Origin of the sequence: Lactobacillus sp. HMSC08B12 (assembly GCF_001808415.1) — a bacterium.
Taxonomy (GTDB): Bacteria; Bacillota; Bacilli; order Lactobacillales; family Lactobacillaceae; genus Lactobacillus; species Lactobacillus delbrueckii.
The window spans coordinates 42,335-67,024 of record NZ_KV793184.1 but is presented as its reverse complement, the minus strand read 5'-3'; the positions used below and the strand labels follow the sequence as shown (position 1 = coordinate 67,024).

The window sequence follows — 24,690 nt, the reverse complement described above, 5'->3', positions numbered from 1 at the left end:
CTGCTAGATGTTATGGTAAGTGTTCAATTTGTTCTTGCAATTGGCGACTAGAAAATAATTAAGAAACTGTTGCAAAAGATTTGAAAAAGGTTAAAATCTACTAGTGTAGTATTTATTTACTGACTAATAATTATTTTGAAGGAGAAAAAAGTTGGATAATCAGCAAAACGTTTTACTAGACGTCGAAAAGCTTCATACCGGCTACCGCCTGCAGGGCGAGTTCTATGACGCGGCTGATGGCATCGGTTTTACTCTCAAGCGCAACGAAGTTTTGGCTATTGTCGGCGAAAGCGGCTGCGGCAAGAGTACGATTGCCTCCAGCATCGTTGGCCTGTATGACCGGAAAAACACCCGGGTCGAAGGAGAAATTAGGTACAAGAACCTGAACTTGGTCAATTTGAGTGAGGATTTGTTTAACCAAGTTCGCGGCAACAATATTGGCATGATTTTTCAAGACCCGATGGCCAGTTTGAACCCTTTGATGAAGGTTGGGGACCAGGTAGCGGAAGCCTTGCTTTACCATACGGATATGAACAAGCAGCAGCGCCGCGACCGGGTGATTGAACTCTTCAATCAAGTAGGGATGCCTAAGCCGGAAGCCATGTATGACATGTACCCGCATGAACTTTCCGGTGGTTTGCGGCAAAGAGTCGTCATCGCGATGGCGGTGGCCTGCAAGCCGGAAATTATCATTGCTGACGAACCAACGACTGCTTTGGACGTGACCATTCAAGCCCAGATCCTGGACCTGCTCAAGAAGATCCAGAAAGAATCGGACTCTGGCATCATTTTGATCACCCACGACTTGGGCGTTGTAGCGGAAACGGCTGATGAAGTAGCCGTGATGTATGCGGGGCAAATTGTAGAAAAAGCTGATGTGAAAACTTTGTTTACTCATCCTTTGCACCCGTACACCCGGTCACTGTTAAATTCCATTCCACAGTCAGATGATGTCAAGGATGACCTGCATGTAATCCAGGGAACTGTTCCTTCACTGAAAAACATGCCGCGGACCGGCGACCGCTTCGCGGCTAGAATTCCTTGGATTCCAGCTGAAGCGCATGAAGCAGACCCGCAGCTGCACGAAGTTGAGCCAAATCACTTTGTCCGCTGCACCTGCTGGAAGACTTTCCACTTTCAAGATGAAGGATAGGTAGCAAGTATGGCAGAAGAAATTATCCAAGTTAAAGATCTGAAAGTCCACTACCCAATCCGGTCGGGCTTTTGGAACAGAATTACTGATTATGTCCGGGCAGTTGACGGGGTTTCTTTTTCAATCAAGGAAGGGGAAACTTATGGCTTGATTGGTGAATCAGGCTCCGGCAAGTCCACGACTGGCAAGGCAATCGTTGGCGTGGAGAAGGTGACCAGCGGGCAGATTCTCTACAAGGGTGAAGACATAACCAAGGAATCCGTCCGCCGGAAGATGAACTACAACAAGGACGTGCAGATGATCTTCCAGGACTCCATGTCCAGTCTTAACCCCCGCAAGCGGATTGAAGACATTATCGCAGAACCGATCCGGAACTTTGAAAACTTGACCACTGACCAGGAGCGTGACCGGGTCCAGGAACTGCTGAGCATCGTCGGGATGCCAAGTGACGCGATTTACAAGTTTCCCCATGAATTTTCCGGTGGTCAGCGGCAGAGAATTGGGATTGCCCGGGCAGTTGCCACTAATCCGAAATTAATCGTGGCCGATGAGCCAACGAGTGCTTTGGACTTGTCAGTTCAAGCCCAGGTTTTGAACTTCATGAAGCACATCCAACAGCAGTACAACATTGCCTTCTTGTTCATTTCCCATGACCTGGGCGTGGTCAAGCACATGTCAGAAAACCTGGCAATCATGCACCGGGGCCGGTTGGTGGAAGTGGGCAGCCAGGAAGAAATTTACAAGAATCCGGCGCACATTTATACCAAGCGCCTCTTGTCCGCGATTCCGAAGGTTGATGTTGAACACCGGGCGGAACACGCGGCCAGACGGCGGGAAATCGAACGGGAATTTTTGCAGGACCAGGCAAACTGGTATGATGCAGATGGCCGGGTCTACCCATTGACCGAGGTTGGCCCCAACCACCAGGTAGCCCTGCCTAAAGAGCAGATCAAGGGAGGAGAATAGCAAATGTGGAAAACAGTCTTAAGACGGGTTTTGATCATGATCCCGCAATTGATCCTACTTAGCATTATTGTCTTCATGCTGGCCAAAATGATGCCAGGGGATCCCTTTACCGGTTTGATCAACCCTAACTCAAGTCCTAAGGAAATTGCCCGCTTAAAGCAGGCATATGGTTTGAATGACCCGGTACCGGTGCAATACGTACGCTGGATTAAGAACCTCTTGCATGGTGATTTGGGGCAAAGCTACATCCAGCACGTCCCAGTAGCATCTTTGATTGCCGACCGGGCCCAGAACACTTTCTGGCTTTCGCTTTTGTCAACCATCTTGCTTTACGGCATTGCTATCCCGATGGGGATCAGCGCCGGCAAGCATGAAGGTGAATGGCAGGACCGGGCAATCTCAGTTTTTAACTACGTGACATATGCTATCCCAGGCTTTGTCTTCTACCTGCTGGGCCTTTGGCTTTTCGGCTTTACTCTGGGCTGGTTTCCGATCAGCGGGACGGTTGCCGCCAATGCCAGTGGCTTCTGGGGAATTTTCTTTAGCCGCCTGCAGCACATGATTTTGCCGGCAATTCTCTATGCGATCATCGCCACGACTGGGACAGTGCAATACCTGCGGACCGGGATCATTGACAACAAGGTGGAAGACTATGTTAAGACTGCCCGTAGCAAGGGCGTGCCGGAAAAAGTCGTCTTCAACAAGCACATCTTGCGGAATTCTTTCCTCCCGATCGCTGCCTTTATGGGGAACACCATCACCGGTCTGCTTGGCGGGTCACTGATCATTGAAACGGTCTTCTCCTTCCCGGGGATGGGGAAGCTTTTCCTTGACTCAATCAGCCAGCGTGACTATACCACTTTGACGGCTTTGATTATGATTTTCGGGACCTTGACCCTGCTGGGCAACCTGCTGTCTGACATTATCATGAGTCTGGTTGACCCGAGAATTCGCGTGAAGTAGAGGTGAAATGATGGCTTTATTTACTGTTGGTAAAAAGAAGCAGGATGACCGGGCCCAAATTCCACCATCCGCTTTAAAGATTACTTTTAGAGAAATTTTTAAAAGCAAGGCTGCGACTATAGCCTTTTGCACCATTGTCGTTATTTTGCTACTTACCTTTGGCGGTTCTTTATTCCTTGACAGCAGCAAGGTTACTGAAATGCACATTTTAGAATCCTACGCCGGCTGGGGACAAAACGGCCACTTGCTGGGAACTGATAACGGTGGCCGGGATATTTTGAATTTGTTGATCATGGGCGGGCGCAACTCGATTATGATTGGTCTCTTGGTCACTCTTTTCTGTGAACTGGTTGGCTTAATAGTCGGCCTTGTAGCCGGCTACTATGGCGGCACTACTGACTCCATCATCATGAGAATCGTCGACTTCGTGCAGATTTTGCCGCAAATGCCAATTTTGATCGTTTTGGTAACGGTTCTGCCAAACTATAATGCCATGACTTTGGTTCTGCTGATTTCGATGTTCGGCTGGACGGTTGAAGCCAGATACTACCGGTCATTCATTCTGTCACAAAGAGAAAGAGACTATGTTCTGGCGTCTAAGACTTCAGGCTCTTCAAATACCAAGATCATGTTCCGGGAAATTCTGCCAAATATTGCATCAATGATCATCATCGATGTCGTTTTGAGCGTTTCCGGCAACATCGGGATTGAAACTGCCCTGTCCTTCATCGGCTATGGTTTGCCAACCAAGATTCCATCTTTGGGGACCTTGATCGGTTTTGCCAATGACCCGGTTAACATCATTGACCGGCCGTGGCTCTGGCTGCCGGCAACTGTCCTGCTTTTGGTGATCTGCTTGAGCATCAACTATGTCGGCCAGGCCCTGCAAAAGGCTGGCGACGCCCGGCAAAGAGAAAACTAAAGTAATTAGCATTAAATTAAATTTTTTATTGACTTTTAAAAATGAAAAGGTTAAAGTAAAAGGCATGAAAGATAAACTTTGTGAATTGCTATCTCGATAACTATTCATATGCTGTGTGTTTTATCTTTTGAATATATTGTGTGGAGGTAAATTAAATTATGAAGAGAAGAATGCTCGGAACATTTGGAGTACTTCTGGCCGGGGCAGCTTTGCTGGCCGGTTGCGGCAAGAGCAGCTCTAGCTCCAGCTCCAGCAACAGCGGGGCTAAGGATGCCAAGAAATTCCCGGAAGCTACGGCAACTGCAACTGCCAAGAAGGGCGGCAGCATCACTGTCGCAGAAGAAGTTGACACGCCAGTCAAGGGTGTTTTCTTGAACGAACTTTCCGACAGCGCACCCGACTCAGACTTTATGACTTATGGGAATGAAAGTCTGTTTGCAACCGATGATCAATACAAGATCAATAACAAGGGTGCCGCTACCTTCAAGATGGACCGGAAGGCCAAGACGGTCACTATCGAAGTTAAGAAGGGGGTCAAGTGGTCTGACGGCAAGCAGGTAACTGCCAAGGACGTTGAATACTCTTACGAAATCATCGCCAACAAGGCCAGCCAGTCATCCCGCTACACCAGCTCACTTGCCGACATCGTCGGCTTGGCAGAATACCACGATGGCAAGTCCAAGAAGATCTCTGGGATCGAAATGCCTGATGGTGAAAACGGGCGCAAGGTAGTTCTGCACTTTAAGGAAATGAAGCCAGGCATGACCCAGTCAGGTAACGGCTTCTTCTGGGAATCTGCAGCACCATACCACTACTTGAAGGATGTCCCATTCAGCAAGCTGCAATCCAGTGACAAGGTCCGGAAGAATCCACTCTTCTTTGGTCCTTACAAGCTCTCCAAGCTGGTCCGGGGCCAATCAGCTACTTGGGTAAGAAACCCTTACTACTACCGTGGCAAGGCCAAGCTGGACAAGATCACTATCTCTGTGATCTCACCAAATTCAGCTTCCCAGTCAATCAAGTCCAAGAAGTTTGACATGATTGACGTTGTTAACTCCCAATGGAAGGAAGTTAAGGGGACTAAGGGCTATAACTTCGTTGCCCAAATTCCATTGTCATACTCATACATGGGCTTCAAGGTCGGCAAGTGGGACAAGAAGACCAGCTCAGTCAAGATGAACAAGAACTCTAAGATGAGCAACCGCTATCTCCGTCAAGCCATGGGTTATGCCATGAACGTTGATGAAGTAACCCAGCACTACACCCAAGGCTTGTCTTTCAGAGTTAAGACTCTAGTGCCAGAATCCTTCGGTGACTTTCATGACAAGAGCGTGAAGGGCTTCCCACTGAACATCAAGAAGGCCAACGCTTTGTTGGACAAGGCCGGCTACAAGAAGAAGAAGGGTGAAACCTACCGCCGGGATCCAAATGGCAAGAAGTTAACCATCCACCTGGCAGCCATGAGTGGGTCTCCAAACCAGGAAGCAATCGTGCAAAACTACATCCAGCAATGGAAGAAGATCGGCCTGCACGTAACTTTGACCACTGGCCGTTTGATCGAATTCAACTCCTTCTATGACAAGGTACAAAACGATGACCCATCAGTAGACGTCTTCATGGCCGCATGGTCCCTGGCCAGTGAACCTACCCAAGATGACCTCTATGGTCCTAAGGCTCCTTACAACTTTACCCGTTTTGCAACTAGTGAAAACACTAAGCTGCTGAAGGAAATGGGCAGTGACAAGGCCTTTAACCACAGCTACCGGGTACAAAAGTTCCACGAATGGCAACAATACATGCAAAAGGAAGCCTTTGTAATTCCTTTGACTAACGCATACAAGATCACTGCGGTTAACAGCAAGCTGGTCAACTACTCAACTAAGCCATCAAAGACAGCTACCCTGTGGTACGAAACTGGCTTTAAGAAGTAAAAGATAATAAATAATTTCTCAAAAGAGGAGGTTTTCCCTCCTCTTTTTTTCTGTTCTCCCGGCTTAGGGCCCGGTCTTGCCGCTTTTGTTATGGTAAACTATATTATGTAGCAATTTAGCAAAAGGACTCTTGATTGATGAAAAGACTAACGAAAATAACGCTTTGCCTGCTAGTGGCCCTAAGTCTGGCGGCCTGCGGGCAAAAGACGGAGAAAAGCAAGCGAAATGGCAACAGCGGGGCAGAAGATGCCATGCAGTTCCCAGTGGCTACCAGTTTTGCCAAGACGAAAAAGGGCGGCAGCATCAAGGTAGCCTTAGAAACTGATACTCCTTTCACGGGGATTTTTTCTGATGAACTGGCTGATTCAACAACTGATGCCACTTTGGCCCAGTTTGGCTCTGAATCTTTATTTGACACGGACAACAGCTACAATATCACAGACAGCGGGGCGGCAAGCTTCAGCCTGGACCGGCAGGCCAAGCAGATCACCATTAATATAAAAAAAGGGGTCAAGTGGTCTGACGGCAAGCAGGTCGTGGCTAAAGACGTGGAATATGCCTATGAAGTAATTGCCAACAAGGCTACAAAAAGTTCTCACTATACTTCTTCCCTGCAGGATGTGGTGGGCTTGAAGGAATACCATGACGGGAGAGACAAGACGATCAGCGGGATCGAAATGCCGGATGGGGAAAATGGCCGCAAGGTCGTGATTCACTTTAAAGAAATGCACCCGGGGATGCTGAAGTCCGGTAACGGCTACTTCTGGGAATCTGCCCTGCCATATCACTACCTTAAGAATGTGCCTTTCAGCAAGCTGAGAACCTGCATCGAAATCCGCAAAAAGCCTGTTTACTTTGGACCTTACAAGGTCCAGAGCATTGAAGCGGGCCAGAAGGTGGTTTGGACCCGCAATGAATACTACTGGCGGGGGACGCCGAGCTTGAGCAAGATCACCATCTCCATTATTTCGCCAAAGTCGGTCTCCACGGCCATTAAAAAAAGAACTTACGACATCATCGAAGTTGTTAACTCCCAGTGGCAGCAGATCAGGACTACCAAAAACTACAGGTTCGTGGCCACGATTCCTTTGAGCTACAACTATCTGGGCTTCAAGCTGGGGAAGTGGGACGAGAAGACCAACTCAGTCAAGATGAATAAGAATTCCAAGATGGCCAATAAGTCTCTGAGACAGGCTATTGGCTACGCGATGAACGTCACCCAGATCCAGCGCAAGTATACGTCTGGCTTGACCTTCCGCATCAAGAGCTTGATCCCGTCGCAATTTGGCGACTACTACGATGACAAGAGCAAGGGTTATCCTTATAACCCAGCTAAGGCGAAAAAGCTTTTGGACAAGGCAGGCTACAAGCTCCGGTCGGGGGAAAAATACCGGCGTGACCCGCAGGGGCATAAGCTGGTGATCCACCTGGCTGCCATGACCGGTGACGCCAGCCAAAGCAAGATCATCAACAACTACATTAAGAAGTGGAAAGAAATTGGCTTAAACGTCAAACTGACCACTGGCCACCTGCTGGAATTCAATACTTTTTACAACCTGCTCTTCCAAGATGACAGCCAGGTCGACATGTTCATCGCCGGCTGGACTTTAAACAATGAGCCTTCCCAAAATGGCATCTACGGGGCGGGGACCCAGTACAACCTGGAGCGTTTTGCTACCAAGACCAATACCCAGCTTTTGGAAGCGATGGACTCAGATGCCGCCTTTAACATCAACTACCGGATCAAGGTCTTCAAAAAGTGGCAAAGGTACATGCAAGAGCAAGCCTTTGTAATTCCTTTGACCAGTTCCTACAAGATTACAGCCATCAACAAGCAGCTGGTCAACCTCTCTTATGAACCGGCAGAAATGAACAACAGCCATCCATTATGGTATAAAGTCGGCTATAAAAAATAATCTGCGACTCTGTTTTGTCCATTTGCCGGACAAGGCAGAGTTTTTTCTTGGATTTAGGTAAAAAAGCCGCCCTTATGGCGGGCTTTTGATATAATTCTTAGTGTTATGAAAGGATGTATAGTTCATGGTCTCAACTAAATTTATTAAAATGCTGGATGAAAAATACGGGATCCGCTTCAAGGATGTCCGCTTGCTGGAGGAAGCCTTTACCCATTCCTCCTATGTCAATGAAAATCCCGGCAAAACTTTGGGGAATTATGAAAAGTTGGAATTTCTGGGAGACGCGGTATTGGAATTCACAGTCTCTGACTACCTTTACCGCCACTTCCAGCACTTAAATGAAGGGGAACTGACAAGATTGAGATCAAATATCGTCCGCACTGAAGGCTTCTCAAAAGTGGCCCTGGACTGCGGCTTTAAAGAAGAAATCAACCTGGGAGTTGGCGAGGAAAAAGCTGGCGGCCGCAAGCGCAAGGCCCTTTTGGAAGACGTCTTCGAAGCCTTCAACGGTGCCTTGTTCTTAGACCAGGGGATTGAAGCTGTCGAAAAGTTCCTTAGACAGACCGTTTATCCTTTAATCGCGGCTGGCTACTTTACCCCGTCTCGGGACTTTAAGACGGACCTGCAGGAACTTTTGCAGCAAAACGGCAGCGTGACCATCGAATACCGGGTGTTGAATGAGAGCCAGCAGCCGCCCCACTTTGAAGTTGAAGTCCTGGTCGACGGAAAGAAGCTAGCTAGCGGGGAAGGACGTAACAAGAAGAAGGCTGAGCAGGACGCGGCCAGCCACGACTTGGAGCACTTGAATGGAGGAAAATAGTGCCTTTAACTAGTTTGATTTTGGAAGGCTTCAAGTCTTTTGCAGACAAGACGGTGATTGACTTTACTAAGGGGATTACCGGCATTGTCGGCCCTAACGGGTCAGGCAAGAGCAACATTACTGAAGCCATTCGCTGGGTCATGGGGGAAGGCAGTGCTAAATCCCTGCGTGGCCGCAACATGAAAGACGTGATTTTTGCCGGGAGCCAGTTCCGCAAGCCCTTAAACCGGGCAGAAGTGACCATGGTTTTCGATAACCGGGACCGGGAACTGGATTTTTCAGCTGACCAAGTCTCAATTACCAGGCGGATCTTAAAGTCCGGCGACAATGAATACTTGATCAACCAGCAGCCGGTCCGTCTGCGGGATGTCCGGGCGCTCTTTCTGGATTCCGGCATTTCCCAAAACAGCCTGGCTATTATTTCCCAGGGGCGGGTGGACCAGATCCTCAATTCCCAGGCCCGGGAAAGACGGGGAATTTTCGAAGAAGCAGCCGGGGTGCTCCACTTTAAGCAGCAAAAGCAGCAGGCTCAAGGGCAGCTGGAGACGACCAATGACAACCTGATCCGGATCAACGACCTGGTCAACGAGCTGGAGAAGCGGCTGGAGCCCCTGCATGAACAGAGCTCCTTGGCCCAGGAATACCAATTCCAAAAAGCCGCCCTTGATGAGGACTTAAAGACCCTGCTGGCTTTTGAAATCGCCGACTTGGACCAGGAAGAAAGGGAAGTTTCCCAGAAATTGGCCAAGAGCCAGGAACTTCTAAGCCGGCTGGACGCGGAAGTCAAGCAGTCCCAGGCCAAGCTGGCAGCCAAGCGGCAGGAATTCCAGCTGGAAAGCCAAAAGCGGGACCAGGTGCAAGCGGAAGTCCTTAAATTGACCAACCGGCTCTCAGAAATCAACACTTCCTTGCAGGTTTCCCAGCAGTCCCGGCAGTTTGACCAGGCAACCAGGCTGGAATACCAAAGACAGCTGGCTGATTTAAAGGAAAATCTGGCGGCTACGGATGCGGAAATCAGCAAATTGGCTGACCAGGAAGCTGAATATGTCGGGCAATTGGATCAGCTGAAAGGCAAAAGACAAAAGCTGGTCGACCAGCTGAAAGAAGACCCGGCCAGCCTCAAGTTGAAAGTAGAAGACCTGCGCTCGCAATATATTCAGACCTTGCAGGACCAAACCAGTGCCAACAACCAGCTTGTTTACCTGGAAGGGGAAATCAAGCGGGCCAAAGAGAGCAAGGACCAGCGCTATGAAGATGCCTCCAGCCAATTGGCCAAGAGCCAGGAAGAACTGGAAGGCTTGCGGTTGAAAGGGCAAAAGCTGCGGGCAGAAATTGACCAGCTGCAGGCGGAATTAAAGGAAGCCAGCGACCAATTAGGGAAATTAGCTGCCGAACAGCAGGTTGCCCAAAAGCAGCTGCAGGCAGATTTGACCAACCTCCAGCGGCTGACTGCCCGCCGGGATGCCCTGGTCAATATCCAGAAGCGGCATGATGGCTACTATGCGGGGGTCAAACAGGTTTTAAACCAGCCAGACCGCTTCCCGGGCATTATCGGGGCAGTTGGGGAGCTTTTAACTTTCCCGGCTGACCTGGAAGCAGCCATGACGACTGCCCTTGGCGGCAGCGTTCAAAGTCTGGTAGCTAAAGACCGGATGGCGGCTAAAGATGCCATCCAGCAGTTGAAGGTCAGAAGACTGGGACGGGCAACTTTTTTGCCCCTGGATGCATTAAGATACCGGGCAATTCCCGCTTCAACCCGGCAGGCTCTGGAACGCTTTGCCGGCTTTCAAGGCCTGGCCAGCGAATTGGTTGAGGCTAAGGGCGATACTGACATTTCAGAAGCTATCCAGTACCTGCTGGGCAGCATCATTATCGTTGACAATATGGACACGGCCCTGGCTGTCTCCAGGCAGATCGGGCACTACCGGGTCGTTACCCTGGACGGGGATGTCATCAGTCCCGGCGGGGCCATGACTGGCGGGGCCCGCAACCAGCGGAATAATTCCCCTTTGCAGACAACGGCTGAAATCAACAAGACGACGGCCATGCTGGAGGAATTAGAAGGACAGTTCCATATCAAAGAAAAAAAGCTGGCAGCCTTAGACAAGCAAGTTAAAGACAAGCAGGAGACCCGGGAGCAAATCAGTCGGGACCTGCAGAGCCTGCAGCAGGACTTGAGCGCGGCAGTCTTGACCTTCCAAAGCCAGGAAAAAGAAGTCAAGCGCCTGGAAAGCGCCGTTCAGCTCTACCAGGCCCAGCAGGCTGAACAAGCTGCCTACCTGGCTGATTTGACTGACAAAGAAAAGGCCCAAAAGACTAAGAAGGAAGAGCTGGCCGCTTTGGCCGACCAGCAAAAACGCGACCTGGCCAGCCTGCAAGAGACCATTCAGAACTACACTGATTTAAACCAGGGCGTGCAAGAAAAATTGGCTGAGCTTGACCCGCAATTGGCGGTTTTAGCCAACAAGCAGGAAAACCTGCAAGCCAGAAAGGCTGAGCTCGGCCGGCAAAAGGCGGCTAGCCAGAAGCAGATCGGGCAGCTGGAAGAAAAACTGGCTGCTTTGGACAATTCCAGTCAATTGTCAGCCAGCAAGAAAGAGGAGCTGGGCATGGAGAAAGACCGGCTCCTGGCTGAGCAAAAAGACAAGCAGGCTGACCTGGATGCAGCCAGCCAGCTTTTGGGCCAGCTAAACGGGCAAATCAACCAGCTGGAAGCCGTGGCGACCAGAAACTATGACTTGCGAAAAGACGCGGCTAGTGAACAAGAAGAGTTCTCAGTCAAGCTGGCCACGGTTAAAGGCCAGCTCAAGCAGCACCTGGACAGTTTAAGGGAAGACTACTCTTTGACTTATGAAGCCGCGCTTTCCCAGGCCAAGCTGGAAAATACGGAAGAAAACCAGCAGAACCTGCGCCGCAGCGTCAAGCTGCACCGGATGTCTTTGGAAGACATCGGCCCGGTCAACTTGGGCGCGATTGACGAATATAAGGAAGTCAAGGACCGCTATGACTTCTTGAACGGGCAGCAGAACGACCTGCTGGAAGCAAGAAGCAACCTGCAGCAGTCGATGGATGAATTGGACCAGGAAGTCAAGGGCCGCTTCGGTCAGACCTTCCAGCAGATTTCGGCCTCTTTCAGCCGCCTTTTCCCGGTGGTCTTTGGCGGGGGCAATGCCCGCTTGACCTTGACGGATCCGGACGATTTGCTGGAGAGCGGGGTGGAAATCATCGCCCAGCCACCTGGCAAGAAACTGCAGCGCTTGAGCCTTCTGTCCGGCGGAGAGCGGTCGCTGACGGCGATCACCTTGCTTTTTGCCATGCTGGAAGTCAACCCAGTGCCATTCTGCGTGCTGGATGAAGTGGAAGCGGCCCTGGACGATGCCAATGTCGTCCGCTTTGCCCGTTTCCTGCGCCAATATGACAGCCAGACCCAGTTTATCGTGATTACGCACCGGCGGGGGACCATGGAACAAGCCGACCAGCTCTACGGGGTGGTCATGCAGGAATCCGGGGTATCCCAGATTTTGTCGGTCTCCTTGAAAGATTTAAAAGATGAGGTATAATCGTGGGATTATTTGATCGAATCAAAAAGAGCCTGTTCGGCCAAAAAGACGAAGAAAAGCCAGAAGAAGTCAAGGCTGACCAGGAAGAAGCCGCAGAAGAAAATGCTGAAACAGAAAATGAGGCAGTTGCAGAGACTACTGAAACTTCTGAAGAAGCGGTAGCAGAAAAGGCTGAAGAGCAAGAAGAAACCGCTGATGAAGAATCTACTGAAGCTACAGAAGATGTAGAAGAAACAGAAACTACTGAAACTGCAGAAGAAAAGACTGAAGCTGAAGAAGAGACCACTGAACCAGCAGAAGAAAGTACAGAAGAAAAGACAACCGAGCTCTATGAAAAGGGGCTGGAGAAGTCCAACAAGGGCTTTGGTGCCCGCCTCAATGCCTTTTTGGCCAAATTCAGAACGGTTGACGAAGACTTCTTTGACGACTTGGAAGAATTGCTGATTGAATCTGACGTTGGCTATGAGACCAGTGAAGAACTGACTGACCAGCTCAGAGAAGAAGCCAAGCTGCAAAAGGCCAAGAGCCGGGATGACTTAAAGCGGGTCATTGTTCAAAAGCTGGTGGAAGTCTATGACGAAAATGCCAACAGCGAAAACGAAAAGCTGGCCTACGATCCAAACGCCAAGCCAAATGTCTACCTCTTCGTCGGCGTCAACGGGGCCGGCAAGACCACTACGGTCGGCAAATTGGCCAAGCGTTTCCACGACCAGGGCAAGAAGGTCCTGTTAGTCGCTGCCGACACTTTCAGAGCCGGCGCGGTTGAGCAGCTGGTTGAATGGGGCAAGCGGACCGGTGTTCCAGTCGTAACTGGTCCAGACAAGGCTGACCCGGCTGCCGTGGTCTACGACGGCTTAGAGCGGGCGATCGCGGAAGAAGCAGACTATCTCTTGGTTGACACGGCCGGCCGTTTGCAAAACAAGGTCAATTTGATGAACGAGTTGGAAAAAATCCAGCGGACCATCAAGAAGCGCCTGCCAGAGCAGCCGGCTGAAACCCTCCTGGTTCTGGACGGGTCAACTGGCCAAAACGCCCTCTTGCAGGCCAAAGACTTTGACAAGACGACCAAGCTGTCTGGTTTAGTCTTAACCAAGCTGGACGGGTCCTCCAAGGGTGGGGTGGTTCTGTCCATCCGCCACGAAATGAAGCTGCCAGTCAAATTGGTTGGCCTGGGCGAAAAGGCAGAAGACCTGGCCGACTTTGACGCGGCCAACTATGCCGTCGGCCTCTTCCACGACCTGCTGTAGTTTTAAAAAAGAAGAGCAAAGTTAGATTAGAAGGTTAAAAAGAAAAATGAAAGATGATGCATGTACTTCGATTTTAGTCGGCAAAAAAGCGGCCATGGACGGCAATAACCTGATTGCCCGCAATGACGACACCTTTTCTCCCTTAAACCAGCAAAAGTTTGTCGTTAACCCGGCAGTTCACGGGGAAAAGGGGCGCAAGATCAAGTCCTGGCTGAACAAGTTCGAAATGGACTTGCCGGAAGACGCCTACCGCTACCCGGCTGTGCCTAATGTCGACTACAAGAAGTACGGCTACTATGAAGAAAGCGGCATTAACGAAAAGAACGTGGCCATGTCGGCTACTGAGTCAACTTACGGCAATGAACGCACTCTGGCCTTTGACCCCTTAGTGGTTGACGGTTTAGACGAGGATTGCATGGTCAATGTCGTCTTGCCTTATATTGACTCTGCCAGAGGCGGGGTTAAGCGCCTGGGCGCCTTGATCGCCAAGTACGGGTCAGCTGCCGGGAACTCAGTTCTTTTTTCTGACAAGGATGAAATCTGGTACATGGAAATCGTGACCGGCCACCACTGGGTCGCTCAAAGAATCCCCGACGATGCTTATGCCATCGCCGCCAACCGGGTCTCCATCCAGGAAGTTGACTTTACTAGTGATGACTTCATGTGGAGTGCAGGGATCCAGGACTTTGTTGCCAAAAACAAGCTCAACCCTGACCTGGAAGGCTGGAACTTCCGCCATATCTTCGGCACCTTCACTGAACAGGACCGCCACTACAACACTTCCCGTGTCTGGTATGGGCAAAAGATCTTGAACCCAAGCATCGACCAGGACCCGGAAGACCCTGACCTGCCATTCATCCGCCGGGCAGAAAAGAAGATCAGCAAGGAAGACATCGAATACATTCTGGGCTCTCACTACCAGGCCACGGTCTACGACCCATTTGCCGTCAAGGGCAGCGATGAAGAACACCACCGCTACCGGCCAATCGGCCTTAACCGGACGCAAAACGCCCATATTCTGGAAGTCAGAAATGACCAAGCAGCTGGCGTTGCCGGGATCATGTGGCTCTGCATCGGGGGACCGACTTTCACTCCGTTCGTGCCTTTCTTTACCAATATGAACGACACTGACCCTTCTTATAACGATACTTCCCTGGAATACCGGCAGTCTGACGCTTGGTGGTTCTACAAGTCTTTAGCGGCTCTGGTGGAAAGCCACTACTCCCACTTCGTCCAAATGGACGCGACCTATTTGACTGAGCTGAACCGCTACTTCCGCGCCCGGGTGGCCGAAGTAACCGACCAGGCCCAAGGCCTCACTGGCGAAGAACTGACCACCTTTTTGACCAAGGCTAACCAGGAAACGGTGGCCCACTGCCGCCAGGAAAGCGAAAAGCTTTGGGGCCAGCTCTTTAAGGAAGCCATCAAGCTGTCCAAGCTGACTTTTAATATGGATAAAAATCTCTAAAAAGTACTGCACTTGCAGTGCTTTTTGCTATACTGGTAACCAGGTGAAAAAGATGGATGAATTGAGCAAAAACGAAGCTTTGGGTGACCTGTACGCCATGTACAGCGCCTTGCTCACCCAGGGCCAGCAGGATTATTTTGAAGATTATTACTACAACGACCTGTCTTTAGGCGAAATTGCCGACAACCGGCATGTTTCAAGACAAGCGGTCTATGACAATTTGCGGCGCAGCGCCAAGTCTTTGGAAAAATACGAAGACAAGCTGCAGCTGCTGGCCAGTTACGGCCAATTGGAAGAAGGCATCAGCCAGGCCTTAGCCAGCCTGGCCGCCGGTGACCAGGAAACGGCCAAATTGCAGCTGGAAGACTTGCTGCAGATAATTAGAGGAGAATAAGATGGCATTTGAAAATTTAAGCGAACGCTTGCAGAAGGCCCTACGCAACTTGACCGGGAAGGGGAAGATCTCTGAAGAAGACATCAACACCGCCTCCCGGGAAATCCGCCTGGCCCTGCTTGAAGCCGACGTCAATTTCAAGGTGGTCAAGGACTTTATCAAGACCATCAAAAAGCGGGCCCTGGGTCAGGAAGTGCAGGAATCACTGACTCCAGGCCAGCAGGTCATCAAGATCGTCAATGAAGAACTGACCAAGATGATGGGGGAAGAAGCGGTCGGCTTAACCAAGTCCCCGCATATCCCAACTGTTATCATGATGGTCGGTCTGCAAGGTACTGGTAAGACCACCACGGTCGGCAAATTAGCCTACCGCTTGATGAAGGAAGAAAAAGCCCGGCCGTTTTTGATTGCCGGCGACATCTACCGGCCAGCGGCCATTGACCAGCTCAAACAAATCGGGGCGGACTTAAAGGTCCCGGTTTACAGCGACCCGGAAGAAAAGAGCGTGGCCAAGATTGTAGAAGACGGTCTGGCAGAAGCAGCCGTCCACAGAAACGACTACGTGATCATCGACACGGCCGGCCGGCTGGAAATTGACGAACCTTTGATGAAGGAACTGGAAGAAGTCAAGGAGGTCAGCCAGCCGGACAACATCCTCTTGGTAGTTGACGCCATGACTGGGCAAGCCGCTGCTGACGTGGCCAAGACCTTCAATGAACGCCTGGACGTGACTGGGGTCATCTTGACCAAGCTAGACGGTGACACTCGGGGCGGGGCCGCCTTGTCTATCAGAGCCATCACCGGCAAGCCAATCCTCTTCACTGGGCAAGGGGAAAAGCTGACCGACCTGGAAGTCTTCCACCCGGACCGGATGGCTTCCAGAATCCTGGGCATGGGGGACATGCTGACCTTGATCGAAAAGGCCCAGCAGGACTACGATGCCAAGCAGGCGGAAAAAGTTGCCCAGAAGATGCGGGAAAACACTTTTGACTTCAACGACTTTATCGACCAGCTGGAACAGGTGCAAAAGATGGGGCCGCTGGATGAAATCATGAAGATGATTCCCGGTATGGCCAATAACCCGCAATTGAAGAACTTCTCAATCGATGAGAAGCAGATCGCCCACACCAAGGCCATCGTCTACTCCATGACGCCAGCCGAAAGAGAAGACGAAAGCCTACTTAACCCGAGCCGGCGCCGGCGGATCGCGGCCGGGTCAGGCGTGCCGATTGTGGAAGTCAACCGGATGATCAAGGAGTTCAAGACGGCCAAGGACATGATGTCCAAGGTGACCAAGGGGAACTTCAAGGACTTGGAGAAATTGCCTGGCATGAACAGCCCGATGGCCAAGATGGCCATGCGGCGGATGGGGAAGAGCTTCAAGAAGAAGAAGGCCAAGAAAATAAAGAAGGTCAAGCGCTTCCACTCATAATTTTAAAAAAAGAGCAGGCTGTTAAGCAAAAATACTTTACAGGCTGCTTTTTGGGTGTTATAGTATAACTATTGAAATTTAGGAGGACTAATTAATGTCAGTTAAGATTCGTATGCGCCGTATGGGCGCCAAGAGAAAGCCATTTTACCGGATTGTTGTAGCAGATTCACGTGCACCTCGTGACGGCCGCTTCATCGAAGAAGTTGGTTACTACAACCCAGTTTCACAACCAAAGGAATTGAAGCTTGATGAAGACAAGATCTTTGAATGGTTGAAGAAGGGTGCACAACCTTCAGACACTGTTCGTTCACTTCTTTCAGGCGCTGGCTTGATGGCTAAGTTGCACGACGAAAAGTACAACAAATAATTGGAAAAGGTTTGGGGCACTAGCTTCAAACTTTTTTTGTTGAAAAGGAAAAATATACACCATGAATTACTACAATGTTGGCAAAATCATTGCGACCCATGGCTTAAAGGGTGAAGTCAAGGTTGCTTTGACCACCGACTTTCCAGAAGACCGCTTCAGAGCTGGTTCCCGCCTTTACCTGGGCGACGATAGCCGGGAAGTGACGGTAGCTGCTGGCCGGCCCTTTAAGCAGTTCTGGCTGGTAACTTTTGCAGAAATTACTGATATTGACCAGGCGGAAAAGCTGAAGGGGACGGAAATCTTGATCAGCGAAGAAGACCAGGGGGAACTGCCTGACGGGGTCTACTACTACAGGGAGCTCTTGGGCTGCAAGGTCCTGGACGATGAAAGTGGGGAAGAAATCGGCGAATTGACTGATATCGAAGCGCCAGGCGCCAATGACATCTGGGAAGTAACTGACGAAAACGGCAAGAGCTTCTGGCTCCCATACATCCCGCAGGTCGTTAAGAGCGTGGATATTGATAAAAAAGAAGTCCGGGTTGAATTAATGGAGGGCTTGAGATAGTGAACATCAACGTATTGACCCTGTTTCCTGAAATGTTTACCCCCTTGCAGGTTTCCCTGCTGGGCCGGGGCCAGGAAGATGGCAAGTGGAAGCTGAACCTGGTCAACTTCCGTGATTTTTCTGACCGGCCGCACAAGTCAGTCGACGATACTCCTTATGGCGGAGGCGCCGGGATGGTTCTGCAGGTCAAGCCGATCAAGGACGCCCTTGATTCCCTTGAAAACAAGGGCAAGGTCATCATTACGGCTCCCCAGGGGAAGACTTTCAATGAACAGATGGCCCAGGAATGGGCCAAGGAAGAAAACCTGACCTTCATTTGCGGCCACTTTGAAGGCTTTGACCAGCGGGTTTACGATCTGGCTGACGAAATGGTCTCAATCGGTGACTACGTTTTGACTGGTGGGGAACTGCCAACCATGAGCATGATCGATGCCACTGTCCGCCTTCTGCCAGGGATTCTGGGCAATGCCCTGTCTCCAGTTGAAGAATCCTTCTCAGACGGCCTTTTGGAATATCCGCAATACACCCGGCCAGCTGATTTTGAGGGGCAAAAGGTGCCGGAAGTCCTCCTTTCAGGCAATCATGGCAAGATCGATGAATGGCGGCACTACCAGGCTTTAAAGGCCACCAAGCTGCACCGGCCGGACCTGCTGGAGAAGCGGGACTTGACCCCGGAAGAGGTCAGAATGCTGCGGCAGATCAGAGAAGACGAGCAGGCCGAAGAAGACTAGCTATAGAAAAGGTGATAAGATGACCCTGCAATGGAGAAAGCTTTTTTCCAACCGGATCCTGGACCGGGGAAGGGATTACTGGAAAAAGGACTGGGTCTACGCGCCCAGCTACAGTGAATTGCCGGCCGGCATCCACTGCCGGGTTGGCAAGCCCGGGCAAAGCTATGACGTAACGATTGACTTCTCTGATGACTGGAGCGAGATCAAGTGGATGGACTGTGACTGCCCTTACGCGGCTGAAGGCTACAACTGCAAGCACGAGGCAGCCTGCTTGTACGCCACGGAGCTTTTTATTGAAGGGATGCAGGCCATTCAAGAACCCTTGACCAGCGAATTGCCTGCAAGCGACCGCAAAAAGCGGCAGGAAGAGATTATTGAAAAGGTCTACGGCCTTGGCAGAAAATATGTCAACTATATTTTTGATCCTGGCAAGATTCTTGCATCGGTTGACTTTGACCCGGTCCTTTGGGAGCGGATCTGGGATAATCCGGCCCTGGCCCATTTGGTAGCCGTTAACCTGGATGACAGCCAGGCTAATGATAAGCAGCCCCTGTTAACGGCTACCGGCTTCAGCCATTTCGCCAACCGCGGGAACGGGAACAAGGTCAACGTTAAAGTTGGCCTTAAGCAAGTAAGCGAGCTGAAGTGCAATATTGCGGAATGCAAGCAAGACGAAATTACCGGCCCTTGCCGGCATGAAATTGCCCTCCTGCAGAAGCTGGTCTTGATGATCATGCGGGAAAACCCGGGTGAAGTAACTGACTACCAGGCAGACCGTGCCCTGGCCAGGGCAGAGATGCTGGAAGAATTCGACCAGGATGCCTTAGAGGACGTGAAGCTTTTGGCCCAGCTGGAGAAAGAGCCGGGCGGTTCTTTTTTAGTCAAGTTTAAAGTCGGCCAAAAGCGCCTTTACGTGGTGAAAAACATCCAGAATTTTGTCGACGATGTCTTAAGCTGGCGGCCAATATCCCTGGGCAAGAAAGAAGTCTTGGTATCACCAGATTCTTTTGACCCGGCCAGCCAGCGCCTGTTCAGCTTCTTGGCTACGATCGCGGCAGATGGGGCAGACATTTACGGAGAGTCAAAAAGAAGCATTGAGATTGCTTCCGGCCGGATTGACGGTTTTTTCGCGGCGGTTGAAGGCAGCGAAGTCGAAAACTTGGACAATAAGCAGGTCGTCCCTGCTAAGCGGGGCGAACTGGAAAAAGCTGAGCTTGAGATCGATGTATACGGGGGCCGGGGGATCAGCATTACCGGGATTTGCCCGCCGGTTCTCCGGGGGATCCGGGCCAGCTACCAGCTGACAGATGAAGCATTTGTTGCTGGCAAGCTCGGCAATATGCTGTACGCCCTTTTTGGCAACAAAGAAAACATTGACGTGTCCTTTGACATAAACCAGCTGAGCCAATTCAAGGCTACTGTCCTGCCTCTTTTGAAAAAATACAGCAACTTGACCATTAGCCCGGCTGCCCAGCAGCTTTTAGAAGAAGCAGGAGGCTTGGAAAAGAGCCAGCTGCGCCTGGATGTTGAGGGCGATGAAGTAGTTGGCCAGGCCCGGGTCTTTTATCAGGGCAAGGCGGTCCGCTTGGGCGCAAGCGGGGAGCGGGCAATTAAGCGGGACTGGTACAAGGAAGAGAAGCTGGCTGACCTGCTGGAGAAATTTTTTGACCTGGAAGACGGCGACTGCCGCTTGGATAAAGGGGATGACGAAGCGGTATACCAGCTTTTGGAAGGGATGCCGAAATTGCTCGCCGCCTTTGATGAAGTTGAAGTTACTCCAGCCTTTAAAAAGCTCAAGCTTAAAGACGGGCTGAATCTGACTTTTGGCCTTTCCTTAAGTGACGGGCTTTTGCGCCTGGATCTGAAAAGCGAGCTTACGCCAGAAGAATTAGCGGAGGTCTTCAGCCAGTACAAGGACCGGAAGAAGTATATCCGCTTGAAGAACGGCAGCTTCCTTAATCCAGCCAGCCAGGACTTGGAAAAGCTGGCCCTTTTAGCTAAAAACTTAGATTTAACCGCTAAGGATTTTGGCAAAGAACAGCTGGAAATGCCGGCCTACCGGGCCCTTTACGTTGACCAGCTCTTAAAAGAGCAGGAGATGGGAGAAATTGAAAGAGACGACCACTTCCAGCAATTGCTTGCTGACTTTGACCAAAAAGAAGCGCCGCTAAAACTGCCAACCGGCCTAGAGAAGATCCTCCGGCCTTATCAAAAGACCGGGACTGCCTGGATGAACCGGCTGGCCCAGCATGGCTTTGGCGGGATTCTGGCGGATGAAATGGGTCTGGGCAAGACCTTGCAAGTGATCAGCCTCCTGGCCAGTCAAAAGGACCAGCCGAGCTTGATCGTGGCTCCGGCCTCTCTCGTTCTTAACTGGGAAGCTGAGTTTAAAAAGTTTGCCCCGGAAATGAAGACGCTGGTTTTGTCTGGCTCTAAGAAAGAACGAAGCGGGCAATTGGCAGACTTGACTGATATTGACGTTGTAATCACGTCTTATGACCTGCTTAAGCGCGATATTACCAACTATGAGCCGCATACTTTTGCCTATGAAGTAATCGATGAGGCGCAGATGATCAAAAATCCGCGGACAGCCGCGGCTAAGGCGGTTTCCGTGGTTAAAGCCAAACACCGCTTTGCCTTGACCGGGACGCCGATTGAAAACCGCTTAAGTGAGCTCTGGAGTATTTTTAACTTCGTCATGCCGGGCTTTTTAAAGAGTTACCGGGAATTTAAGAAGGATTTTGAAAGTCCGATCGTTAAGGAAGACGACCAGGACTGCTTGAACCGGCTCAGTCAGATGGTCGGTCCTTTTATCCTCCGCCGCTTGAAAAAAGACGTCCTCAAGGACCTGCCGGACAAGCTGGAGGAAGTCCGCTATGTCGGCATGGGCAAGGAGCAGAGAAAGCTCTATGACGCTGAAATTGCCCGCTTGAAAAATAAGGTTATGGCTGAGGACGATGAAGGTATCAAGCGCGAGCAGATAGAGATTCTGGCGGCATTGACCAGGATCAGGGAAATCTGCTGCGACCCGGGCCTGCTTTATGAAGACTACAAGGGCGAATCTGAAAAGCGCCTGGCCTGCGTGGATTTGATCAAGAGCGCGATTGACGGGGGCCACAAGGTCCTGCTTTTCTCCCAGTTTACCAGCATGCTGGACCTGCTGGAAGAAAGCCTGAAGGCAGAGGAAATCGGCTTTTTACGGATCGATGGCCAGACTCCTAAAGCCAGACGGCTGACTTTAGTCAACGTCTTCAACCATAAAGACAGTCCGGCTAAGGTCTTCTTGATTTCCCTTAAGGCCGGAGGGACGGGCCTTAACTTGACCGGGGCGGATACCGTCATTCACTATGACCCATGGTGGAACGTGGCGGCCCAGAACCAGGCAACTGACCGGGCCCACCGGATCGGCCAGGAAAAGAAGGTAACGGTCTACAAGCTGATTGCCAAGGATACGGTTGAGGAAGCTATTTTGGACTTGCAGGAAGCCAAGAGACAGCTGGCGCAAGGCATCTTGACGGCAGAGTCTGTTTCTAGCGCCAGCCTGCAAAAGGAAGACTTGCTCAAGATTTTGGACTAAAGAAGCTTGCTTTGCCTGGTTAAAGATGGTATTCTATTAGACGTGGTATTTTGCCAATAAAGATTAGGGGTGTTCCGCTGGCCCAGAGAGGTTGATGAATGCCGTAGAAGGAGAGACAATAATGGATCCATTAATTCAAGAATTGACTAAAGAACAACTTCGTGACGACATGCCTGAATTCCGTGCCGGGGACACTGTTCGTGTTCACGTACGTGTTGTTGAAGGTACTCACGAACGTATCCAGATCTTCGAAGGTGTCGTAATCAAGAAGAAGGGCACTGGCATCGGTGCTACTTACACTGTTCGTAAGATCGCTTCCGGCGTTGGCGTTGAACGGACTTTCCCAGTTAACACTCCACGTGTTGCCAAGGTTGAAGTTACCCGTCACGGCCGCGTACGTCGTGCTAAGCTTTACTACCTGCGGACTCGTAGCGGTAAGGCTGCTCGTATCGCAGAACGTCGTCGTTAATTCTGACAACGAATCTGAAACTGCTTTGCATTTTGCAAGGCAGTTTTATTTTTGCCAAAAAACCTAAAAAGCAAAACGCTTTTTTCTGACTAATTATAGCTTTTACCTTAAAAATAATCCGCTTTTTACCAGAATTTCTGCTTAGCATATTGGGAAAAAGCAATTGTCTGTCTTTTACAGCCGAACTTTCTCTGTTAACTAGCTGCATTTTACGCTATACTAGCAGTATGCTGTTGTTTAATATTGAGTAATTCACGGAGGAAAACATGGCTAGATCCATCAAGAAAGAACTTGCGGCTCTGCTTTTGGCCGCGGCCGTTTTAGCACCGGGCCAGGCTAGCGCCAGCAAATTAGAAGTTGCCAGCAAGGCTGATACTGCCAGCAAGCCGGCCCAAAGCAAGGACTGGAAGAATCCCAAGAAGTACAGCAAGGATATTCCGGTGCAGTTTTTGAGCATTAACGATTTGCACGGCAACCTGTCGACGACTGGTACGGCGACCTTGGGGCAAAAGAGCTACAGCAATGCCGGTACGGTAGCCCGGCTGGCCGCTTACTTGAACCAGGCCCAAAAGGATTTTAAGAAGAAAAACAAGCAAGGCACGACCTTCAGAGTCGAGTCAGGGGACATGGTGGGGGCATCCCCGGCCAATTCTTCTCTTTTGCAAGATGAACCAACCATGCACGCCTTAAAGGCCATGAAGTTTACCATCGGCACTTTGGGCAACCATGAATTTGACGATGGCTTGGGTGAATTCAACCGGATTCTTTTAGGCAAAAAGCCAACTAAGAAGTACAATTCCGCTGAAATGGTCTACCCCCACCAAAAGTCAGGCATCAAGCTAATCGTAGCCAACGTTGTCAGAAAGTCCACCGGCAAGGTACCATATGGCTGGAAGTCTTATACCATCAAGACCGTAAAAGCGGGCAAGAAGAAGGCCAAGGTCGGCTTTATCGGCATTTTGACCACGGAAATGCCAACTTTGACGACTAAGAAAAACTACTCTGCCTTCAAGTACCTGGATGAAGCCAAGACCGTTGCCAAGTATGAAAAGGTTCTGCGCAAGAAGGGCGTTAAGGCTATCGTTGTTTTGGCTCACAAGGGGGTTGAAACGGCGGCGGACAGTAAGGGCAAGCTGACCACCAGCGGTGACAGCGTGAAGATCTTAAAGAAGCTGAACAAGATCGATCCGAAAAACACCGTTGACTTGATGATCGCCGGCCACTCTCACCAGTATGCCAACGCCAAGGTCGGCAAGACCCGGCTGGTTCAAGCTTTGAAGTATGGCCAGGCCTACACTGACTCAATCGGCTACATCAGTCCAAAGACCAAGGATTTCGTCAAGGGCAGCCTGGTTTCTCATGTCTACCCAGTCCTGTCAGCTGCTGATGACCCGAAGACCAAGGATAACAAGACAGTTGCCAAGATTGTGGCTGACGCTGACAAGCGGGTTTCAGCCATCACCAAGCAAAAGATTGCTACGGCCCAAAAGGCGGAAACAATCACTGGCCGGGAAAACAACAATACTTCCAATGAAAACGCGGTTGGCGACTTGGTCGTTGACGCGCAATTGTCAGAAGCCAACCGGCAGGGCTTCAAGGCTGACTTTGCCATGACTAACGGGGGCGGGGTCCGGTCCGGCCTGGCTGTGGGCAGTGATAAATCAATTACTTATGGGGCGGCTATGGCCGTTCAGCCTTTTGGCAACAGCCTGCAGGTTCTGACCATGACCGGGAAGCAGATTTTAGCTGCCCTTAACCAGCAATATCAGCTGGATGGCCACTACTACCTCCTGGTCAGCGGTCTGCACTATGTCTACACCAAGGACGCGGCCGGCAAGGTCAAGATCGTCAAGGTTTATGTCGGTGAAGGCGAGAAGACTGAACTCTCCTTGACCAAGACTTACCGGGTTGTCGCCAACGAATTTATCGCTGGCGGCGGTGACCACTTTACTCAGTTCACTGCTGGCAAAAAGGTGGGCATCTTGACCGGGACTGACACGGAAACCTTCATCAGCTACCTTAAGCAGCAGACGGCCAGCGGCAAGCAGATTGCCAGCCCGGCTTTGAACCGGAAGGTGGAAATTTCCGCTGCCCAGGCAGCGGCCCTGGAAAAATAGAAATAATAGTTTAAGTGAATTTTGTTTTCTTGAAATCTTCCCCTTTGGGAAGATTTTATTTTGTGCGTTTCGGAACTAACGTTCGAAAAATC

General features: G+C 50.6%; 18 protein-coding genes. All 18 read left to right on the top strand.

Features of this window, described 5'->3' with window-relative positions:
• The first annotated feature begins 151 nt into the window (after window positions 1-151).
• The 18 genes from HMPREF3168_RS06930 to HMPREF3168_RS06845 all read left to right on the top strand — a co-directional run bounded on the left by HMPREF3168_RS06930 (window position 152) and on the right by HMPREF3168_RS06845 (window position 24,598).
• Window positions 152-1,153: an ABC transporter ATP-binding protein gene (locus tag HMPREF3168_RS06930; RefSeq protein ID WP_003612058.1), complete on the top strand. Its 1,002-nt coding sequence runs from the start codon at window positions 152-154 to the stop codon at window positions 1,151-1,153.
• Between the two features lie 9 nt (window positions 1,154-1,162).
• Window positions 1,163-2,119 carry an ATP-binding cassette domain-containing protein gene (locus tag HMPREF3168_RS06925; RefSeq protein ID WP_003612022.1) on the top strand — a complete coding sequence of 319 codons (957 nt, stop codon included), beginning with the start codon at window positions 1,163-1,165 and terminating at the stop codon, window positions 2,117-2,119.
• 3 nt (window positions 2,120-2,122) lie between these two features.
• A complete protein-coding gene (gene opp4B, locus HMPREF3168_RS06920) occupies window positions 2,123-3,082 on the top strand; it encodes an oligopeptide ABC transporter permease (protein ID WP_003612070.1) in 960 nt (319 codons plus the stop codon).
• Between the two features lie 10 nt (window positions 3,083-3,092).
• The gene (locus HMPREF3168_RS06915) at window positions 3,093-4,004 is read left to right on the top strand and encodes an ABC transporter permease (protein WP_003612028.1); all 912 of its coding nucleotides are present in this window, start codon (window positions 3,093-3,095) and stop codon (window positions 4,002-4,004) included.
• A gap of 158 nt (window positions 4,005-4,162) precedes the next feature.
• A complete protein-coding gene (locus HMPREF3168_RS06910; RefSeq protein WP_070489336.1) occupies window positions 4,163-5,935 on the top strand; it encodes an oligopeptide ABC transporter substrate-binding protein in 1,773 nt (590 codons plus the stop codon).
• A 137-nt stretch (window positions 5,936-6,072) separates the two neighbouring features.
• Window positions 6,073-7,851: an oligopeptide ABC transporter substrate-binding protein gene (locus HMPREF3168_RS06905; protein ID WP_070489334.1), complete on the top strand. Its 1,779-nt coding sequence runs from the start codon at window positions 6,073-6,075 to the stop codon at window positions 7,849-7,851.
• A gap of 124 nt (window positions 7,852-7,975) precedes the next feature.
• Window positions 7,976-8,671 (top strand): ribonuclease III, encoded by a 696-nt coding sequence (rnc, locus tag HMPREF3168_RS06900; protein WP_070489332.1) that lies wholly within the window; start codon window positions 7,976-7,978, stop codon window positions 8,669-8,671.
• The gene (gene smc / locus HMPREF3168_RS06895) at window positions 8,671-12,231 is read left to right on the top strand and encodes a chromosome segregation protein SMC (RefSeq protein WP_070489330.1); all 3,561 of its coding nucleotides are present in this window, start codon (window positions 8,671-8,673) and stop codon (window positions 12,229-12,231) included. Before rnc ends, smc begins: the two co-directional genes overlap by 1 nt.
• A 2-nt stretch (window positions 12,232-12,233) precedes the next feature.
• Window positions 12,234-13,478 (top strand): signal recognition particle-docking protein FtsY, encoded by a 1,245-nt coding sequence (ftsY, locus tag HMPREF3168_RS06890; RefSeq protein WP_070489329.1) that lies wholly within the window; start codon window positions 12,234-12,236, stop codon window positions 13,476-13,478.
• Between the two features lie 46 nt (window positions 13,479-13,524).
• The gene (locus tag HMPREF3168_RS06885) at window positions 13,525-14,946 is read left to right on the top strand and encodes a C69 family dipeptidase (protein WP_070489327.1); all 1,422 of its coding nucleotides are present in this window, start codon (window positions 13,525-13,527) and stop codon (window positions 14,944-14,946) included.
• A 52-nt stretch (window positions 14,947-14,998) separates the two neighbouring features.
• Window positions 14,999-15,340 (top strand): YlxM family DNA-binding protein, encoded by a 342-nt coding sequence (ylxM, locus tag HMPREF3168_RS06880; protein ID WP_003612015.1) that lies wholly within the window; start codon window positions 14,999-15,001, stop codon window positions 15,338-15,340.
• A 1-nt stretch (window position 15,341) separates the two neighbouring features.
• Window positions 15,342-16,772 (top strand): signal recognition particle protein, encoded by a 1,431-nt coding sequence (gene ffh / locus HMPREF3168_RS06875; RefSeq protein ID WP_070489325.1) that lies wholly within the window; start codon window positions 15,342-15,344, stop codon window positions 16,770-16,772.
• 94 nt (window positions 16,773-16,866) lie between these two features.
• A complete protein-coding gene (gene rpsP, locus HMPREF3168_RS06870) occupies window positions 16,867-17,139 on the top strand; it encodes a 30S ribosomal protein S16 (RefSeq protein WP_002879737.1) in 273 nt (90 codons plus the stop codon).
• A gap of 61 nt (window positions 17,140-17,200) precedes the next feature.
• Window positions 17,201-17,704: a ribosome maturation factor RimM gene (gene rimM, locus HMPREF3168_RS06865; RefSeq protein ID WP_003615480.1), complete on the top strand. Its 504-nt coding sequence runs from the start codon at window positions 17,201-17,203 to the stop codon at window positions 17,702-17,704.
• The gene (gene trmD, locus HMPREF3168_RS06860) at window positions 17,704-18,435 is read left to right on the top strand and encodes a tRNA (guanosine(37)-N1)-methyltransferase TrmD (protein ID WP_070489323.1); all 732 of its coding nucleotides are present in this window, start codon (window positions 17,704-17,706) and stop codon (window positions 18,433-18,435) included. The genes rimM and trmD overlap by 1 nt, the downstream gene beginning before the upstream one ends.
• A 19-nt stretch (window positions 18,436-18,454) precedes the next feature.
• Window positions 18,455-22,012 carry a DEAD/DEAH box helicase gene (locus HMPREF3168_RS06855; protein WP_070489319.1) on the top strand — a complete coding sequence of 1,186 codons (3,558 nt, stop codon included), beginning with the start codon at window positions 18,455-18,457 and terminating at the stop codon, window positions 22,010-22,012.
• A gap of 121 nt (window positions 22,013-22,133) precedes the next feature.
• Window positions 22,134-22,481 (top strand): 50S ribosomal protein L19, encoded by a 348-nt coding sequence (gene rplS / locus HMPREF3168_RS06850; protein ID WP_003612033.1) that lies wholly within the window; start codon window positions 22,134-22,136, stop codon window positions 22,479-22,481.
• A gap of 266 nt (window positions 22,482-22,747) precedes the next feature.
• Complete coding sequence (locus HMPREF3168_RS06845) at window positions 22,748-24,598, top strand: bifunctional metallophosphatase/5'-nucleotidase (RefSeq protein WP_070489317.1); 1,851 nt, start codon at window positions 22,748-22,750, stop codon at window positions 24,596-24,598.
• Window positions 24,599-24,690 lie beyond the last annotated feature (92 nt).

Coding starts and splice junctions, on each gene's coding strand:
- ylxM (WP_003612015.1), top strand. CDS start 14,999: ATGGATGAATTGAGCAAAAACGAAGCTTTGGGTGACCTGTACGCCATG.
- HMPREF3168_RS06855 (WP_070489319.1), top strand. CDS start 18,455: ATGACCCTGCAATGGAGAAAGCTTTTTTCCAACCGGATCCTGGACCGG.
- rnc (WP_070489332.1), top strand. CDS start 7,976: ATGGTCTCAACTAAATTTATTAAAATGCTGGATGAAAAATACGGGATC.
- HMPREF3168_RS06905 (WP_070489334.1), top strand. CDS start 6,073: ATGAAAAGACTAACGAAAATAACGCTTTGCCTGCTAGTGGCCCTAAGT.
- HMPREF3168_RS06885 (WP_070489327.1), top strand. CDS start 13,525: ATGAAAGATGATGCATGTACTTCGATTTTAGTCGGCAAAAAAGCGGCC.
- rimM (WP_003615480.1), top strand. CDS start 17,201: ATGAATTACTACAATGTTGGCAAAATCATTGCGACCCATGGCTTAAAG.
- rpsP (WP_002879737.1), top strand. CDS start 16,867: ATGTCAGTTAAGATTCGTATGCGCCGTATGGGCGCCAAGAGAAAGCCA.
- rplS (WP_003612033.1), top strand. CDS start 22,134: ATGGATCCATTAATTCAAGAATTGACTAAAGAACAACTTCGTGACGAC.
- opp4B (WP_003612070.1), top strand. CDS start 2,123: ATGTGGAAAACAGTCTTAAGACGGGTTTTGATCATGATCCCGCAATTG.
- HMPREF3168_RS06910 (WP_070489336.1), top strand. CDS start 4,163: ATGAAGAGAAGAATGCTCGGAACATTTGGAGTACTTCTGGCCGGGGCA.
- HMPREF3168_RS06845 (WP_070489317.1), top strand. CDS start 22,748: ATGGCTAGATCCATCAAGAAAGAACTTGCGGCTCTGCTTTTGGCCGCG.
- ffh (WP_070489325.1), top strand. CDS start 15,342: ATGGCATTTGAAAATTTAAGCGAACGCTTGCAGAAGGCCCTACGCAAC.
- HMPREF3168_RS06915 (WP_003612028.1), top strand. CDS start 3,093: ATGGCTTTATTTACTGTTGGTAAAAAGAAGCAGGATGACCGGGCCCAA.
- HMPREF3168_RS06925 (WP_003612022.1), top strand. CDS start 1,163: ATGGCAGAAGAAATTATCCAAGTTAAAGATCTGAAAGTCCACTACCCA.